Consider the following 17,277-nt stretch of genomic DNA (forward strand, 5'->3'; position numbering starts at 1 on the left):
TTATACGGTTCCATTACTCAGGACGGGGGCTTGGTTTTTCCTTGGCGGGCGAATGCCGCTACACTTCGTCATGGCTTGAGGACAGAGAGTGAGTGATCATGAGTCATCTCGATCGCCTGCGGGCCGTCTTCCGCATGGCGCTCAACCTTCCGCCCGACACCGACGTCGACGGCCTCGAATACCGCGCCATCCCGCAGTGGGACTCCCTTGCGCACATGGCGCTGATCGCGGCGATGGAGGACGAGTTCTCCGTCATGATCGACACCGACGAAATGATCGACATGAGCTCGTTCGCCAAGGCGGCCGAGCTGCTGGAGAAGCATGGCATCGGCGCGGCCGCCCTCTGACGACACCCGCTCCGCTGCCCCCTGGCCCAGGGTCGCGCTGGTCACGGGCTCGACGAGGGGCATCGGCCGGGCCGTGGCCGCCACGCTGGCGGCCTGCGGTCACACGGTCGTGGTGCACGGGCGCGACGAGGAGCGGGCCGCCAAGGCGGCGGCCGAGATCGCGGCCGAGACCGGCGGCGTGGCCGACTCCGTCGCCGGCGACGTGGGAGATCTGGCGCAGGTGTCCGCCACGATGCGGCGCATCTACGAGCGGCACGGGCGGCTCGACGGGCTCGTGGTCAACGCGGGCGTGCACGAGGCGGGCCTGCTCGGCATGACGGGGCAGGCCGCCATCGAGCGCCTCTTCCAGGTCAACGCCGTCGGCGCGACGCACACCCTGCAGGCGGCGCTCCGGCTGCTGCGGCGGGGCACGTCACCGGCCGTGGTGCTGATGGCCTCGATCATGGGGCGCGCGGGCGGGCCGGGGCAGGCGGTGTACTCCGCGACGAAGGCGGCGGTGCTCGGTCTCACCTCGGCCGCGGCCAAGGAGCTCGGGCCGTCCGGGGTCAGGGTCAACGCCGTGGCCCCCGGTTACATCCGCACCGACCTGCTGGCCACCCTCGACGACGGCGCCCGCGCCGGCGTGGTCGCGGCGACCCCGCTCGGCCGGCTCGGCGAGCCGGGCGACGTGGCGGCGGCCGTGGCGTTCCTGCTGTCGCCGCAGGCGGGGTTCGTGACCGGGCAGGTGCTCGGCGTCGACGGCGGGCTGGTGATGTGATGTTCCCGCACCCGCAGGCCCAGCTCATCCCCTCCGGCGCGGAGGAGGGCATCGGCGGCGACAAGCTGGCCCACTACGTCAAGCGCGCGGCGGAGAATCTCGACGGGCTGCGGCCCGGGCCGCTGTTCTGCGCCATGCGCAACACCCTGGCCTCCGTGTTCTGCTACCTCGGCGCCTGGCACGCCGGGCGGCCGATCGCGCTGCTCGACCCCGACCTGCCGGCCGCCACGCTGGCCGAGCTGGCGGAGCGGTTCAGGCCGGCGGCGCTGCTCGGGTTCACCAACCCGCTGGAGGACCCGCCGCCGTCCCGCGCCGACGTGCCCGACCCGCATCCCGACCTCGGCCTGCTGCTGGCGACCTCGGGCTCGACCGGCAACCCCAGGCTCGTGCGCCTGTCGCGCCAGGCCGTGCTGGCCAACGCGCAGGCCATCGCCACGGCCCTGTCGATCGGCCCCGGCGAGATCGCGCCCACCAGCCTGCCGCTGCACTACAGCTACGGCCTGTCGGTGCTCAACAGCCACCTCATCGCGGGCGGCGCCGTGGTGCTGACGGAGGCCGGGCTGCTGGAGCGGTCGTTCTGGGCGGATCTGCACGCCTACGACTGCACGTCGCTGGCCGCCGTCCCGTACCAGTACTCGATGATGCGCCGCATCCGCTTCGACCGCTCGAAGTACCCCAGGCTCACCACGCTCACGCAGGCGGGCGGCCGGCTCGCGCCGGACCTGATCGAGGAGTTCGCCGCCCAGGTGGAGCGCTTCTACGTGATGTACGGGCAGACCGAGGCCACGGCCCGCATGGCCGTGCTGCCGCCCGACCGGCTCGCCGACAAGCTCGGCACGGTCGGGGTCGCCCTGCCCGGCGGGTCGCTGGAGATCGCCGACGGCGAGATCGTCTACCGCGGGCCCAACGTCATGATGGGCTACGCCGACAACGCCGAGGATCTGGCCAGGGGCGACGACCTGGGCGGGGTGCTGCGCACGGGCGACCTCGGGGCGCTCGATCCCGAGGGGTTCCTGGAGGTCACCGGGCGGCTCAAGCGCATCGCGAAGGTCTTCGGCACCCGGGTCAACATGGACGACGTCGAACGCATGCTGCGCGGCCTCGGCCCCGTGGCGGTGACCAGCGGCGACGACCGGGTGACGGTCTGGACCGAAGCGCTCGACCCCGCCGCCCAGGTGCGCATGGCGCGGCGGCTGGGGGCCGAGCTGCGGCTGCACTGGAGCGGGTTCGACATGCGGCACATCGACCACCTGCCGCTGCTGGCCACCGGCAAGATCGACTACCGCACGCTGGAGTCACTCACATGAGCGTCGCGGCCGGTGGTGAGCGCGTGTGTTCACGCTGAGCGGGCCGGAGCGGGAGGCCGTCCTGGTGCCCGAGCTGGCGGCGCTGACCGAGCGGCACCGCGCGGCGTGCCCGCCGTACCGCAGGATCCTCGACGCCATCGGTGCGGCGCCGCCCTACGAGCGGCTGGCCGAGCTGCCGTGGCTGCCCGTGCGGCTGTTCAAGACGCACGAGCTGCGCAGCGTGCCGGAGGAGCAGGTCTTCCGGGTGCTGACCTCCAGCGGCACGACCGGGCAGCGGCCGAGCCGCGTCTATCTCGACCGGGAGGCCGCGGCGGCGCAGACCCGCATGCTGGCCGCCACGATCCGGGCCGTGCTGGGCGAGCGGCGACTGCCGATGCTGGTGGTCGACACCCGCTCGGTCGTCCGCGACCCGACGCTCAGCGCCCGCGGCGCCGGCGTGCTGGGCATGATGAACTTCGGCCGCGACCACACCTTCGTGCTCGACGAGCAGGGGCGGGTGGACGCGGAGGCGGTCAAGGGGTTCCTGGCGCGCCACGGGAGCGAGCGGTTCCTGGTCTTCGGGTTCACGTTCATGGTCTGGCTGCACCTGCGCGGCCTGGGCGCCGACCTGTCGCAGGCCGTGCTGATCCACTCCGGCGGCTGGAAGCGGCTGGCCGAGCAGGCGGTCGACAACGCCGAGTTCCGGCGGCGGCTGGCGGCCGAGTGCGGGCTGAGCAGGGTGCACAACTTCTACGGCATGGTCGAGCAGATCGGCACCGTGTTCCTGGAGGGGCCCGGCGGTGACGGGCTCTACTGCCCCGACTTCGCCGACGTCGTGATCCGCGACCCCGAGACATGGCAGGAGGCGCCGGCCGGGGTGCCGGGGATCATCGAGGTGGTCAGCACGCTGCCCACGTCCTATCCGGGTCACGTGCTGCTGACCGAGGACCTGGGCGTGGTGCGCGGCGTGGACGACGGGAGCTGGCCGGGCAAGCGGTTCGAGGTTCTCGGCAGGCTGCCGCGGGCTGAGGCGCGCGGCTGCAGCGACACCATGGGGCAGGGCTGATGCCTGACGAACGCACCACCATCGCACGTGACACGGCCGCGGCGGCACTTCCACCTTCCGGCGCCGCACGCGATCCTTCCGGCGCCGCACGTGATGCGTTCGGCGTCGCGGGTGATGCGTTCGGTGCGGCACGTGATCCGGTCGGCGTCGCGGGTGACACGTCCGCAGGCGCGCGCGAACCTACCCGCGTCGCGCGTGACGCGTCCGCGGGGGCACACGCCGCATCCGCAGGGGTGCGAAACGTGTCCGCTGAAGTGCGGGACGCACCCGCGGGGGCGCGGGACACGTTCGCAGGAGCGTATGACGCGTCCGCCGGGGCGCGGGACGTGGCTGCTGTGGACGTCAGGTTTCCCGCCGGGGGGACCGTGCCGGTCGAGGTGGTGCTCGACGGGCTGGGTGGCGAGCCGGGGCGTGGCGAGCTGCGGGTGGGTGACGAGCGGGTCAGGGAGTTTCTCGCGGCCTTCGGGCGGCGGTTGCTGCGGCCCGCGCTGGCGCGCCGGCATCCCGAGCTGGGCTCGCTCGGTTTCTTCCTGCGGCCCAGCGAGCTGGCCCGCACGGTCGAAGGGCTCGGCGGCGAGCACGTACGCGTCCCGCGTGGCCTGATCTTCCACGTCCCGCCCGCGAACGTCGACACCGTCTTCGTCTACTCCTGGGCCCTGTCGGCCCTGATGGGCAACCGCAACGTCGTACGCCTGTCGCGCCGCTCCGGCCCGGTCGCCGAGACCATCCTGGAGACGCTGCACGAGGCGCTGGCCGACGCCGATCCCGCGATCGCCGCCACGCAGCGCGTCATCTCCTACGGCCGCTCCGACGCCGTCACCGCCGCGCTGTCGGCGGCCTGCGACCTGCGGGTGGTGTGGGGCGGCGACGGCGCCGTACGCGAGATCCGGCGGCACGCGCTGGCCCCGCACGCGCGCGACCTGACCTTTCCCGACCGTTCGTCGTTCGCGGTGGTGCGGGCGGCGGCGTGGTTGTGCGCGCCGCGGGCGGCTCGGGTGACGGTCGCCGAGGGGTTCGTCAACGACACCTACTGGTTCGACCAGGCCGCCTGCTCCTCCCCCAGGACCGTGTTCTGGGTGGGGTCCGAGGGCGACTGCGACGCGGCGCGGGCCGACTTCACCGACCACGTGGCGCGGGTGGTGACCGTGCGCGGCTGGGGGGTGGACGCGGCGATGGCCGTGGAGAAGCGCGTCTCCACGTACGGGCTGGCCGCCGACGGGCTGGCGGAGAGCGTGGAGTTCCACGGGAACGCGCTGGCCGTGGTGCGCCTGTCGGCCGCGGCTGCGGCGCCCCGGCGGTGGCTGGGGGCTGGGACGTTCGCGCACGCCAGGCTGGGGGCGCTGGGCGAGCTGGTGCCGCTGGTGGAGCGGCGGGATCAGACGATGACGCACTTCGGGTTCGGCCAGGCGGAGCTGGAGGAGCTGGCCAGGGGGCTGGCGGGGCGGGGCGTGGATCGCATGGTGCCGGTCGGCAGCGCGTTGAGCTTCCACCGGGTGTGGGACGGGGTGGATCTGCCGGCCGAGTTCACGCGCCTGGTGACCGTCATTCGATGACGCTGGCGGCTCCGGAGAGCACGCTCGTCCGGTTGCGGGTGTCTCCTGGGCGGGGAGGCCGGATGCCGGTGGTGCTCGTGTGCGCTGTGGCTGTGGCTGCCTTTCTGTGGTGCGGGGTCTCCGTCCGTGATCTGTGTGCCTTCGCCGCTTATGTCGGGGGTGGAGTGGCGCTGCCGGGGACGTTGCTGTGGCGGGCGCTGGCCGTCGGCGGCCGATCGGGGGGAGGTGGTCCGGCCGGACGGGCGTCAGCCGGACGGACGTCGTCGGCCAAGCCGGCGTCGTCGGCCAGGCCGGGGTGGTCGGCCAGGCCGGCCGGGTCGGGGCGGTCCACCGGGTCCGGGCCGTCAGCCGGGTCGGAGCGGTCGGTGGGTGAGGAGTGGGCGGCCGGGCTGGCGCTGGGGTATGCGGTCGAGGTGCTGGCGTACATCCCGGCGCGGGCCGTGGGGGCGCCGTTGCTGGTGGTGGTGCCGCCTGTGGTGGTCTTGGGTGTGTTCGCGTGCGTGCCCGGGCTGCGGCGGCACTGGCGGGGGTGTGCGGGTGGGGAGCGGGCGCCTCGCTGGTGTGCGTGGGCACTGGCCGGGATCGTGGTGTACCTGATCGCGTGGAGCACGTTGTTCCAGTATCGGGTGCCGGTCGAGGCCGCGTACGTGGACATGCCCTTTCACCTGGCCATGGTCGGTGAGATCAAGCATCATCTCCCGCCGACCATGCCGTCGGTGCTGGGTGAGCCGCTGGCCTATCACTGGTTCGTCTACGCGGAGCTGGCCGCTACGAGCTGGGTGACCGGGATCGAGCCGGTGACTCTGGTGTATCGGCTGTCCACGCTGCCGATGGCGGCGGCCATGGTGGTGCTGGTGGCGGCGCTCGGGCGGCGGGTGGGCGGGAGCCGGGGGGCGGGGGTGGCGGCGGCCGGGATGACGTACTTCCTGTTCAGTCCGGCGTTGGTGGAGGGGGTGGTGTTCAGCTCGCGTTCCATGTTCACGGTTACGACGAGTCCGACGCAGACGTTCGGGGCGCTGTTGTTCGTGCCCGTGGTGCTGCTGCTGGTGGGTGAGGGTGTCACTCGGGGGGCGGTACTGGGCCGCGGGGGTGGGACGCGGTCGGCGGTGCTGAGCGGTGGGGGTGGAGGGCAGTGGGCGGTACCGGGTGGTGGGGAGCCGGACCGGTGCGAAGCACCTGGCGGTGGGGAACCGGACCGGTGGGGAGGGCCAGACGGTAGGGAGCCGGACCGGTGGGAAGCGCCGGGTGGTGGGGGGTGGGCGCGGTGGGTGGTGCTGGGGGTGTTGCTGGTGGCGCTTGCCGGGGCGAAGGCCACGTATCTGCCGTTGCTGCTGGCCGGGGCTGTGGTGGTGGTCGTCGTGCGCGGGGTGGTGCAGCGGCGGGTGCCGGGGGTGTGGCTGGGGGTGGCGGGGGTGACGCTCGGGTGTCTGCTGTTCGCGCAGTTCGTGCTGTTCGGGCAGGGGGCTCAGGGGATGGTCGTCTCGCCGTTCGCGACCATGCGCACGGTGTGGGGGACGGTGGCGGGCGTGGGGATGCCGGAGCTGGCCTCGGTGTCGCCGGTGCCGCTGGTGGTGCTGACGGCGGTGCATCTGTTCTGCCTGGCGTGTGTGTGGGGCGGGGTGGCGGGGCTGGGCCGGCGGGTGCTGGAGCCTGCGGTGCTGCTGTTGCTCGGGATCGGGGCGGCGGGGATCGGGGCGACCGTGGTGTTCGGGCATCCGGCCGAGTCGCAGCTCTACTTCCTGGAGGCGGCGCGGCCCTACCTGTCGGTCGCCGCGGTGTGCGGGGTGATGGTGGCGCAACGGGCGTCGGCGGCGGGATGGGGGCCAGCGGCGGGGCGAGGGCCGGCGGCTGGGCGGGGGCTGGTGGTGGGATGGGGGTCAGGGGCGGGGCGGGGGTCAGGGGCAGCATGGGCGTCGTGGGGGCGGGCTGGGGGGCTGGCCGCTGTGGGGGCGGGGGGTGCGTTGGTGGTGGCGGAGGTGGAGGTCGGGGGTGGAGCGCTGGTGCGGGTCGTGGCGCCGTATCTGGTGCTCGGAGTGGGGGCGCTGCTCTTGTGGCGGCGCGGGTCCGTGCTGGCGGTGGTGGCGCTGCTGGCCGGGTACGCGCTGCCGGGCTCCGTACGGGACGTGGCCGGGCACGTCGATCTCCGGGGGGAGCGGCGGGAGCGGTTGATCCCGAAGGGGGCGATGGAGGCGGGGCGATGGCTGCGGGCGCATTCGGCGCCCGGCGACGTGGTGGCCACGGACCTGCACTGCCGCTACGACTGGTGGCAGGTGTGCGACAGCAGGCACTTCTGGGTGTCGGGGTTCAGTGAGCGGCGGGTGCTGGTGGAGGGCTGGGCGTACGCGGAGAGCACGCTGTCGCGGGCCCGGCCGTTCGTGCGGTCGTACCTGGCGGAGCCGTTCGGGGACCGGGCGCGGCTGGCGGCCAACGATGCGGTGTTCGTGGCGCCGACGGCGGAGAACGTCCGGACACTCGCCCAGAAATATGGCGTCAAATGGCTTTTTACCGGCATAAATCCGATGCTGGGGAAATATGCTCGATTGCGGTTCAAGAATGCGACCACTTCGGTCTACCGGCTCCCCGGAAGGTAAAGATCTCGCCGCTTCTCGGAATGGTGAGGAAAAAGCCGCACGCGCCCCGCTGGACTCCCCCAGCACCATTTCCGTGGACCCACGGCCACGAGCAGATCAGGGGAGCCTATGGACACGCGTGCCGCCATGGAGCCGAGTCCCCGCGTCCTCGATCCCGCGGCCAGGCCGGCGAGCGTGGACATCGTCATCCCCGTGCTCAACGAGGAGCGCGCGCTGCCCGGCTGCGTCCGCACGCTGGCCCGCTTCCTCGACGCCGGCTTCCCGCTGCCGTGGCGGATCACGATCGTCGACAACGGCAGCACCGACGGCACCTGGCGGGTCGCCACCACGCTGGCCGGCGAGCTGGAGCAGGTGCACGCCCGGCGGCTGGACATCCGCGGCCGGGGCGCGGCGCTGCGGGCGGCCTGGCAGGAGAGCCCGGCCGACGTCGTGGCGTACATGGACGTCGATCTGTCCACTGACCTGGACGCCCTGTTCCCACTGGTGGCGGCGGTGGCGGGCGGTCATTCCGAGCTCGCCGTCGGCACCCGCCTGGCGCCCGGGGCGCGCACGCGCCGCTCGCTGCGCCGCGAGGTGGTCTCGCGGGGCTACAACGCCCTGCTCAGGCACGGGTTCGGGGTGCGGTTCAGCGACGCGCAGTGCGGGTTCAAGGCCGCCAGGACGGACGTGGTCAGGCCGCTCATGCGCAAGGTGAGGGACGACTCCTGGTTCTTCGACACCGAGCTGCTGCTGCTGGCCGAGCACAACGGGCTGCGCGTGCACGAGGTGCCGGTCGACTGGATCGAGGACGCCGACTCCCGCGTCAAGGTGGTCAGGACGGCCGTGGACGACCTGAAGGGGCTGGCCAGGGTGGCCTGGTCGATGACGACGGGCCGGGCGCGGGTACAGGTGCGCAGGGCGGCGCCGGCGCCGGCGCACCCGGACGCGATTCTCACCCGGCCAATTCTCGACATTTCTGCTTTTATTGCGATTATCCCCGGAATTCTGCATGCGCTGGCATACCTCCCGTTACGGGAAATGTGGTCACCGGCGACGGCGAACCTCGGCGCGCTCCTCCTGGCGGGAATCGTCACGGTCACGGCCCGCCGCCGGTCGGCCTTCCGTGCCGCGACCCGATGCGCGCTCCTCTACGCCCTCACCACCGCGGCCGTGCTCTGCGTGCCCGCCGAGGGGGCCGCGCCCGAGTCGGGCGCCGTCGCGGCCACGTACTGCCTGCTCGCCCTGCTCCGCTGGGTCTTCTCCCGGACAAGGAACTGATCGATGGAAACCACTGAGCTCCGCCGCCTGATCGCGCTCGAGGAAACCCACTGGTGGTACCGCGAGCGCCGCGCGATCCTGCGCAGGGAGCTGCGCGGGCTGGGCCGTCCCGGCCGGGCTCTGGACGTCGGCGCCGCGGGCGGCGGGAACACCCAGGTGCTGGTCGACGCGGGCTGGGACGCGACCGCGACCGACCACTGCGAGACCGCGGTGGAGGCGGCCAGGAAGCGAGGGCTCAAGGCGGTCCGGGCGGACGCGCGGGCGCTGCCGTTCGAGACGTCGAGCGTGAGCCTGGTGACCGCGTTCGACGTCCTGGAGCACATCCGCGAGGACCATCTGGTCACCGAGGAGATCGCGCGGGTGCTGGCGCCCGGCGGGCACGCGTTGATCGCGGTGCCGTGCGACATGTCGCTGTGGTCGTCGCACGACGACGCCGTCGGCCACGTACGCCGCTACGGCCGCGACTCGCTCACGGTCGTCGTCGAGAAGGCCGGGCTGACCATCGACCGCCTCTGGAGCTGGAACGTCCTCCTGCGCCCCCTCGTGGCCCGCCACCGGCGGCGCTCCAGCGGCAGCGACCTGCACAGGACTCCCTTCCTGCTGAACGCGGGGCTGTCGGCGATCGTCTGCGCCGAGCGTTACCTGCCGGTCAAGTCGCTCAGGGGGGTGACCCTCTTCCTGCGGGCCCGGCTCCTCAGGTGAAGGTGCCCAGACCGAGACATGAGGGCACGCTTGGGCGGGCGAGGTTGGCTCTAGGCTTTGCTGTGTGGTGATTCATGCCCTACTCGCGGCTTCCCTGGCCCTGACCGCCCTGCCCGCCCAGGCCGCGCAGAGCGCCGCCGTCGACTGCGCCCGGGTCAAGTGCCTGGCCCTGACCTTCGACGACGGGCCGGGCAGAACCACCCCCGCCCTGCTCAAGGCGTTGTCCAAGGCGAGGGCCAAGGCCACGTTCTTCCTCGTGGGCAAGCGGGTGGAGGAGCGGCCGGAGGTGGCCAGGCAGATCGTCGCGCGCGGCCACGCGATCGGCAACCACACCTACTCGCACGCCTCGCTGCCCGCGCACTCCGACAACGACATCCTCGACGAGCTCAAGGTCACGCAGGACGTGATCGAGGAGGTCACGGGCCGGCGTCCGACGATGTTCCGCCCGCCGTACGGGCAGACGGACGAGCGGGTGCTGGGGCTGGCGGGCCAGACCGAGCTGGCGCAGATCCTGTGGACGGACACCACGCTCGACTGGAGCCTGCGCGACACCAAGAAGATCAAGGCGACCGTGCTGAAGGCGGCCAAGCGCGACGGCGTGATCCTCATGCACGACGTGGTCCCGCAGACCGTCCAGGTCATGCCGGAGATCCTCAAGGAGCTCAAGAAGCGCGGCTACCACCTCGTCACGGTGCCCACGCTGCTGCGCGGCAAGGGGCCGACGCCAGGGGAGAGCTACTTCTGACCGGTTCCCCCCTCAGTTCGGGAATGAAGCCATGGGGGCAGACATCAGGCGCGGGCCCTGGGTCGCGCTGACGACCTTCCTGATCGTCCAGGCCGTGCTCGGCTGCTGGTGGGCGGCCTTCTATCCGGGCCTGTTCAGCCGCGACTCGGTGCTCTACCTCAGCCACACGATGGTCGGGCCCTGGGTGAGCGATCACTCGGTGGTCTACGACGCGTTGTTGTGGCTGAGCTTCACCCGGACGGGTGACCTGGGCGCCGTCACGTTCGCGCAGACCACGGCCATGGCCGGGGCGCTGACCTACCTGGCGCAGTCGTTGAAGGCGATGGGCGCGCCGCGGCTGCTGACGACCGTGGTGGTCGTGCTGATGCCGCTGGCGCCGCCCGTGGGCGCGTTCACGGTGACGCTGTGGAAGGACGTGCCGTTCACGATCTGCGCCGTGGCCATCGCGGGCCTGTGCGCGCGGATCGCGGCCCGGCGCGCCGTCGGCGTGCCCGCGCTGATCGGGCTCGCGCTGCTGTTCGTGGCGCTCGGGCTCTTCCGCGCCAACGGCTTCCTCATCGCGGGCGTGGCCGTGCTGGCGCTGGTGGTGCTCGTCCCGGCCGTGCGGCTGCGGCTGCTGCTCACCGGCACGCTGGCCGCCGCGCTGCCGCTCGTGCTCTCGAACGTGGTGTTCCCGCAGTTCGGCATCGTGGCGCCGTCGAAGACGTACGTCTACCACACCGCGTACGGGGACATCGCGGTCGCCTACCGGCAGCGGCCGGACCTGTTCACCCCGCGGGACGTCAGCCTCATCGCGGCGGTGGCGCCGATCGAGCGGTGGTGGGAAGGCGGCACCTGCTACACGATCAACCCGTTGATCTGGCGCGAGGACTTCAGCTGGCCGCAGGCCGACCTGCACGCCGGTGAGCTGCTGGAGCTGTGGCGGCGGCTGCTGGTCACCGAGCCGGGGCTGGTCGTGGACGCGCGGCTGTGCCGGGGGGCGATCGCGTGGCGGCCGGTGCAGGACGAGCGGGTGACCGGGGGGATGACGTACCGGCTGTCACGGCGGCCGAACGCCGACACGTACGTGGGGCCGTACAAGGTGGCCGACTTCCCGGGGCGGTGGGTGTACTCGCTGCGGCCGCTGTCCCTGGAGCTCAACCAGGTGGCCGACCCGTGGCTGACCGGGGCGTTGATGCCCGAGTGGGACTGGGTGCTGTGGCGGGGGGCGTCGTGGGCGTACCTGTCGTACCTGGCGGTGGGGCTGGGGGCGTGGGCGCTGCGCAACCGGTACGTGCTGGGGGTGGCGGCGGTGGTGGCCGGGCAGCAGCTCGCGGTGCTGGCCAACATCTCGGCGCAGGACTTCCGCTACATGGCCTCGCCGATCTTCGTGGGGGCGCTGCTGGTGCCGCTGTTCCTGGGGAGCCTGGTGCGGCTGTCCGCGGAGGCGGGGCAGGGGCTCCTGCGGCTGCTGCACCGCCGGCCGGCCGCCGAGCAGGCCGCGGAGGAGCCCGAAGCGCTTGTGGCGTCGAAGGAGGAGCCCATCGGCTCCGAGGTGGGCTCTGGGGCGAGCTCGGACGACGACGCGCCGACCGAGCCGATCGACGTGCGGCCGGGCTCCGGCGAGCGGGCCTAGATGCCCTCGTCGCCGCCGTACGCCCGCGCCCGCCCCGGCAGCCGCACCACCGTGACGAAGAACTCGTCGATCTGCCGGATCACGGCCATGAAGCGGTCGAGGTCGACGGGCTTGCTCACGTACGCGTTGGCGAACAGCTCGTAGCTGCGCAGGATGTCCTCCTCGGCCGAGGAGGTGGTGAGCACCACGACGGGGATGGAGCGCAGCTCGGGATCGCCCTTGATGCGTTCCAGCACCTGACGTCCGTCGTACTTGGGCAGGTTGAGATCGAGCAGGATCAGGTCGGGGCGCGGCGCGGCGGCGTGCTCGCCGCGCCGGTAGACGAAGTCGATCGCCTCCAGGCCGTCCCTGACGACGTGGAGGTTGTTGCGGATCTTGTTGTCCTCGAACGCCTCGCGCGTGATGAGCTCGTCGCCGGGATCGTCCTCGACGAGGAGGACCTCTATGGGTTGCCCGGTCGTCATGAGCTGTGTCCTTCGCGATCAGGGCCGGGGTCGGCTTGCGGAGTGGCGGCGGGCAGGGTGAAGCACAGCCGGGCGCCGCCGGTGTAGCCGGTGTCCAGCCAGATCCTGCCGCCGTGGTTCTCGACGATCTTCTTGCACATCGCCAGGCCGATGCCGGTGCCGCTGTACTGCTCGCGGCTGTGCAGGCGCTGGAAGATGACGAAGATCTTATCGGCGAACTCGGGCTCCACCCCTATCCCGTTGTCCGCCACGGAGAATTCCCAGCCGTCCACCCCGGGCTCGCACCCGATGCGGATGAGCGGCTCGCGGTCCGGGTCGTGGAACTTGATGGCGTTGCTGATGAGGTTCTGCCAGAGCAGGCGCAGCAGCGTGGGGTCGCCGACGACGGTGGGCAGCTTGTCGGGGCGCTCGATGCGGGCGCCGGACTCCTCGATCGGAGCCGACAGGTCGTCTATCACCTTGTCCAGGGTCTCCTCCAGCTCGACCGGCTCGCGGTCGTCGTACACCCTGCCCACCCGGGAGAACCTGAGCAGGTCGTTGATGAGGACCTGCATCCGGGTGGCCCCGTCGACGGCGAAGCGGATGTACTGCTTGCCGCGGTCGTCGAGCACCTCCCCGTACCGCTTCTCCAGGAGCTGGCAGAAGGTGGCGACCTTGCGCAGCGGCTCCTGGAGGTCGTGGGAGGCCACGTACGCGAACTGCTCCAGCTCGGCGTTCGACCGCCGCAGCTCCACGGCCTGCGCGTCGAGGTCGGCCGCCTGGTCGCGCAGCAGCACCTGCTGCCGGTGGGAGTCGCCGAGCGCCTGCACGATCCGTACGCGCATCAGGTCCACGTCCTCGGCCACCTCGCGGATGTCGGCCGGGCCCCTGGCGGGGATGGCGTGCTCGAAGTCGCCGGCCGCGATCTCGCGGGAGGCCATGCGCAGGTCGTCGAGCGGCCGGACGACCGCGCGGCGCAGCAGGACCGTCATGCCCGTCATGGCCAGCGGGAACAGCACGAGCATGGCCAGGAAGGACCAGTTGCGCAGCTGCTCGGCCCCGGACAGGTCCGCCCACGCGCTCTCGCGGAGCTGCGCGAGACGGCCGTTCTGCCGTTCGAGCATCGTCCTGATCTCGTCGAACGACTGCTTGCCCGCCTCGACCGTCACGCCGGGGACGCGGCCGTCGTCGCGCCGCTGGGCGGTCATGGGCTCGGCGTAGTCCCTGCGCCAGGCGGCGGCCTTGTCGCTGATGGCGTTCAGCTCGGCGAGCAGGGCGGGCCGGTCGGCGAGGTGCGCGGCCACCTGCGCGCGGCTGCGCTGCTCGGCGGCCACGCCCTCGGCGTACGGCTGCAGGAACTCCTGCCTGCCGGTCAGCAGGAACCCCCTGACCCCGGTCTCCTGGTCGATCAGGGCCTTCTGCATCTGGGACGCCTCGATCGCGGCCGGTGAGATGCGTGTGGTCAGCTCGTCGGACAGGCTGCTCGTACGATCGATCATCACGGCGCCCATCACCCCGCAGACCGCGATCAGGAGGGTGAAGGCCGCGATCATCACCATGAACCAGCCGTGCACGGTGAGGCGGCGCAGGCGGGACGCGTCGGTCATGCTCGCTCTCTCCACCGCAGGTGCACCACGGCGAGGTCGTCGGCGGGCGCGTCGGGCGCGGTGACCTCCTCGACGTCGGCGATCAGCGCGTCGAGGAAGCCCTCGCCGTCGAGGTGCGCGTGCCGCTGGGCCAGGTCCAGCAGCGCCTCCTCGCCCAGCCAGCGCGGCGGCGCGCCGGGCAGGCGGCGCTCGAACAGGCCGTCGGTGTAGAGCGTCAGGCCGCCGCCCTTGGGCAGCTCCAGCACGTCCTGGTGCCAGTCGGCCTCCACCGGCAGGCCGAGCGCGAGGCTGTGCACCGGCTCGGCCAGGCTCACCGTGTCGCCGTCGTGCAGCAGCATGCCGGGGTGGCCGGCCCGCCAGATCCGCACCGTGCGCTGGTCGGGCTCCAGGACGAGCGTGGTCATGGTGACGAAGATGTCGGTGCCGGCCCGCTCGGCCTCCAGGATGCGTTCGAGCCTGCGCAGCAGGGCCGCCCCCGTCACGCCGCTGAGCACCAGCGCCCGCCAGGCGATGCGCAGGCAGACGCCGAGCGCGGCCTCGTCGGGGCCGTGCCCGCACACGTCGCCGATGACCGCGTGCACGGCCTTGTCGTCGGACTCGACGACGTCGAAGAAGTCGCCGCCGAGCGTGGCCGAGCCCCTGCTGGGGCGGTAACGCGAGGCCACCTCGATCGGCATGCTCTGCAGCAGTGGCGTGGGCAGCAGGCCGCGTTCCAGGCGCTCGTTCTCCTTGGCGCGCATGCGCTCGGCGTGCAGCGCCACGGCGGCCTGCTCGGCCTGCTTGCGTTGCATCGCGTAACGCAGTGTCCGGCCCAGCCACTCGGCCTCGACCCGGCCCTTGACCAGGTAGTCCTGGGCGCCCGCCGACACCGCCGCCAGGCCTGCCTGCTCCTCGGCCAGGCCGGTGAGCACCACGACGGCCGCGTCACCCGCCTCCTCGATCACGGCGGACAGCGCCGAGAACTCGTACGCGTCGGGCAGGCCGAGGTCCAGCAGCACGCACTGGGGCCGCAGGCGGACCAGGGCCCGCCTGGCCTCGTCCACGGACCGCGCCCACTCCAGGCGTACGGCGAGGCCGCTGTCCTCCAGCAGCTCCTCGACGATCAACGCGTCCTGCGGATCGTCCTCGACGAGCAACACCAGCGGCTGCCTGCCGTACTCGCTCGCATGGGACATGCAGGCTTCGCCACTCCTTCCGAACCGCGGGTCACGGGCTTCCCCCTTGCCAACCGCGGTCCGCGTTGGCCCAGGAGATGCCTCTCTTCCCTCAATTATCGAGGGTATGCACGCGCATGCCGGAATGGCGGCTCGGGGCCTCTCACAGGGCCGGGCCGCTCCGGCCGTTCCTGCCCGTTCAACGCGGCCGGTAACAGCAGCGCGTCCCCGTACGCACGGTGGCCCGCAGTTCCTCGCCGATCGACGGATCGACCGCCGCCACCCGGTCCACGGCCCGCCAGATGGCCTTGCCGACGGCGACCCTGGCCCGCTCCTCGCTGCCCGTGAACGGCCGCGCCCGCCCGCCGATGCCGGTGGCCGCTGCCAGCTCGGCCAGCAGCCACTCCCGCTCCTCGCGCAGCGTGGCGGCCCGTTCGAGGTCGTTCCTCGACTCCAGCTCGCCGATCTCGTCCTCCAGCCGCGCCAGCCGCTCCTTGTAGGTGCGCCTGGCGACCTCGTCGAGCACCGGCTGCGCCGAGTTCGACGCGCTCCTGACGGCCTCCGCGCCGGCGGCCAGGTCGATGGCCGGGATCTCCTGGCCGGGGTTGGCCATCAGCGTCGCCAGGTAGCCCATGCCCACGCTGTGACCGACCAGCGCGCTGCGCCCGTCCAGCTCCAGCAGCCAGTGCAGGCCGCGCCGCCGGCAGCGGCAGACGCCGGCGGCCTCGTCCGGCCGGATGGCCGCCTTCGGCAGCACCATGCCGAGCTCCGCCGCCTCCCGCGCCGCGCCGGGCCCCTCGTCGCCGGGGTCGCCCGTGAGCGCGAGCGCCTGGGCGAGCCGGTGCCGGGACAGCACGGTGGCGGGCCAGTGGCCCAGCGCCAGGTTCTGCCGCACGGCGGCCCGCAGGTGTTCGGCCGCCCGGTCCACCTGGCCGAGGGTGAGCGCGGCCACGCCCAGGGGGTGGTGTGCGGAGCCGAGGCAGGTCACGCCGTGCCCGGCGATGACCGGCAGGTCGGCGAACGGGGCGAGCGCGGCGTACGCGCAGGCGGCGGTGTCGGTGTCGCGCAGCAGGTGCGCGGCCTCCACCATGAAGTACATCGACGTCATCCACGTGCTGGAGCGCGGCAGGTCGGGGCCGCGCAGCCGGGCCAGCAGCCCTTCGGCCGTCCGGCGGTCGCCCGCGTCGGCGGCGGCCGCGGCCAGGCCGGCCAGGTAGGAGTTGTCCAGGGCGCTGAGGGTGGGCGAGTGCACCATCTCCGACAGTGCCGGCACCAGCTCGGCGCCGCGTCCCTGGAGCCAGCGGATGGCGACGAGCTGCCAGCCGTACCAGCCGGTGGCGTCGACGTCGCCGGTCGCGTCGCCGAGCTCGGCGCAGACCGCCGCCAGCGTCTCCGCCTCCTCGAAGCGGCCGGCGCGGATGGTCAGCATCACCTTGATCGCGCTGACCACGAACCCGATCGCCCGGTGCTCCTTGGCGGCCAGCATGCCCTGCAGCTCTTCGAGGCTGCGCTCGGCCTTGGGCGAGGCCTCCAGGAACAGATCGACGGTACGCAGCAGCAGCCCCATCAACGCGTCGCCCCGGCGCCCCGTACGCGCGGCCTGCCCGATGAGCTCCTGGGCCAGCCTGAGGCGGCGTTCGCCGTGCTCGGGCCCGAGCAGGCAGTTGTGCGCCAGGCTCAGCGTCTCCGCCAGCGCCACCGGGTCGCCGGCGCCGCGGGCCACGGACAGCAGCCGGAGGATCGTGTCGTGCGTGCCGGCCCGGTAGTCCTCCTCGGCGGCCTGCCTGGCCCGCAGGCGCAGGGCCAGCGTCGTACGGGGGTCCAGCAGCCGCAGGGCGTGGCGCTGGCGGGTGCGTACCCTCTCCCAGTCGGCGCAGGTCCGGTGCTCGTGCACCCACACGCCGCTCAGCCCGAGGGCGGCGCGGGCCAGCAGCTCGGGATCGCCGCTCAGCTCGGCGTCCTGGTAGGCGGCGTCGAACCAGTAGCGGGCCGCCCGCAGGTCGCCGTCCACGGACAGCGCGCGCTCGCCCGCCAGGATGGCGAAGGTGATGTTGCCGCGCGGGATTCGGTGTATTTCTCGTGTCGCGCCCACGTTGTGCGATCTCCTCCGGGTCGAAGCGACCGGCCCCCCGGTGACTCAGGAGGCGGCAGACC

General features: G+C 72.6%; 14 protein-coding genes. 10 read left to right on the top strand and 4 right to left on the bottom strand.

The features are described 5' to 3' along the window. The first annotated feature begins 98 nt into the window (after window positions 1–98). The 10 genes from HD597_RS45365 to HD597_RS45410 all read left to right on the top strand — a co-directional run bounded on the left by HD597_RS45365 (window position 99) and on the right by HD597_RS45410 (window position 11,919). Window positions 99–347, top strand: a complete 249-nt coding sequence (locus HD597_RS45365) for an acyl carrier protein (protein ID WP_080047271.1) — start codon at window positions 99–101, stop codon at window positions 345–347. Continuing rightward, the gene (locus HD597_RS45370) at window positions 322–1,104 is read left to right on the top strand and encodes an SDR family NAD(P)-dependent oxidoreductase (protein WP_253752621.1); all 783 of its coding nucleotides are present in this window, start codon (window positions 322–324) and stop codon (window positions 1,102–1,104) included. The genes HD597_RS45365 and HD597_RS45370 overlap by 26 nt, the downstream gene beginning before the upstream one ends. Beyond that, window positions 1,104–2,411: an AMP-binding protein gene (locus tag HD597_RS45375; protein ID WP_253752625.1), complete on the top strand. Its 1,308-nt coding sequence runs from the start codon at window positions 1,104–1,106 to the stop codon at window positions 2,409–2,411. Before HD597_RS45370 ends, HD597_RS45375 begins: the two co-directional genes overlap by 1 nt. A 25-nt stretch (window positions 2,412–2,436) precedes the next feature. Continuing rightward, window positions 2,437–3,456: a LuxE/PaaK family acyltransferase gene (locus tag HD597_RS45380; protein WP_253752628.1), complete on the top strand. Its 1,020-nt coding sequence runs from the start codon at window positions 2,437–2,439 to the stop codon at window positions 3,454–3,456. 326 nt (window positions 3,457–3,782) lie between these two features. Continuing rightward, complete coding sequence (locus HD597_RS45385; protein ID WP_308210830.1) at window positions 3,783–5,009, top strand: acyl-CoA reductase; 1,227 nt, start codon at window positions 3,783–3,785, stop codon at window positions 5,007–5,009. A 365-nt stretch (window positions 5,010–5,374) separates the two neighbouring features. After that, window positions 5,375–7,600, top strand: a complete 2,226-nt coding sequence (locus HD597_RS45390; RefSeq protein ID WP_253760016.1) for a hypothetical protein — start codon at window positions 5,375–5,377, stop codon at window positions 7,598–7,600. A gap of 108 nt (window positions 7,601–7,708) precedes the next feature. Beyond that, window positions 7,709–8,857 (top strand): glycosyltransferase, encoded by a 1,149-nt coding sequence (locus HD597_RS45395; protein WP_253752631.1) that lies wholly within the window; start codon window positions 7,709–7,711, stop codon window positions 8,855–8,857. A 3-nt stretch (window positions 8,858–8,860) separates the two neighbouring features. Continuing rightward, window positions 8,861–9,559 carry a class I SAM-dependent methyltransferase gene (locus HD597_RS45400; protein WP_253752634.1) on the top strand — a complete coding sequence of 233 codons (699 nt, stop codon included), beginning with the start codon at window positions 8,861–8,863 and terminating at the stop codon, window positions 9,557–9,559. A gap of 64 nt (window positions 9,560–9,623) precedes the next feature. Beyond that, complete coding sequence (locus HD597_RS45405) at window positions 9,624–10,304, top strand: polysaccharide deacetylase family protein (RefSeq protein ID WP_253752637.1); 681 nt, start codon at window positions 9,624–9,626, stop codon at window positions 10,302–10,304. A 31-nt stretch (window positions 10,305–10,335) separates the two neighbouring features. Beyond that, a complete protein-coding gene (locus HD597_RS45410) occupies window positions 10,336–11,919 on the top strand; it encodes a hypothetical protein (RefSeq protein WP_253752640.1) in 1,584 nt (527 codons plus the stop codon). Here the strand turns inward: HD597_RS45410 and HD597_RS45415 are convergent. The 4 genes from HD597_RS45415 to HD597_RS45430 all read right to left on the bottom strand — a co-directional run bounded on the left by HD597_RS45415 (window position 11,916) and on the right by HD597_RS45430 (window position 17,215). After that, window positions 11,916–12,383 carry a response regulator gene (locus HD597_RS45415; RefSeq protein WP_253752643.1) on the bottom strand — a complete coding sequence of 156 codons (468 nt, stop codon included), beginning with the start codon at window positions 12,381–12,383 and terminating at the stop codon, window positions 11,916–11,918. The genes HD597_RS45410 and HD597_RS45415 overlap by 4 nt on opposite strands. Continuing rightward, a complete protein-coding gene (locus HD597_RS45420; protein WP_253752646.1) occupies window positions 12,380–13,969 on the bottom strand; it encodes a sensor histidine kinase in 1,590 nt (529 codons plus the stop codon). Before HD597_RS45420 ends, HD597_RS45415 begins: the two co-directional genes overlap by 4 nt. Continuing rightward, complete coding sequence (locus tag HD597_RS45425) at window positions 13,966–15,144, bottom strand: PP2C family protein-serine/threonine phosphatase (RefSeq protein ID WP_253752648.1); 1,179 nt, start codon at window positions 15,142–15,144, stop codon at window positions 13,966–13,968. The genes HD597_RS45420 and HD597_RS45425 overlap by 4 nt, the downstream gene beginning before the upstream one ends. Window positions 15,145–15,322: 178 nt before the next feature. Continuing rightward, complete coding sequence (locus tag HD597_RS45430) at window positions 15,323–17,215, bottom strand: hypothetical protein (RefSeq protein WP_253752651.1); 1,893 nt, start codon at window positions 17,213–17,215, stop codon at window positions 15,323–15,325. Between the last annotated feature and the right edge of the window lie 62 nt (window positions 17,216–17,277).

The organism is Nonomuraea thailandensis (genome assembly GCF_024172165.1).
Taxonomy (GTDB): domain Bacteria; phylum Actinomycetota; class Actinomycetes; order Streptosporangiales; family Streptosporangiaceae; genus Nonomuraea; species Nonomuraea thailandensis.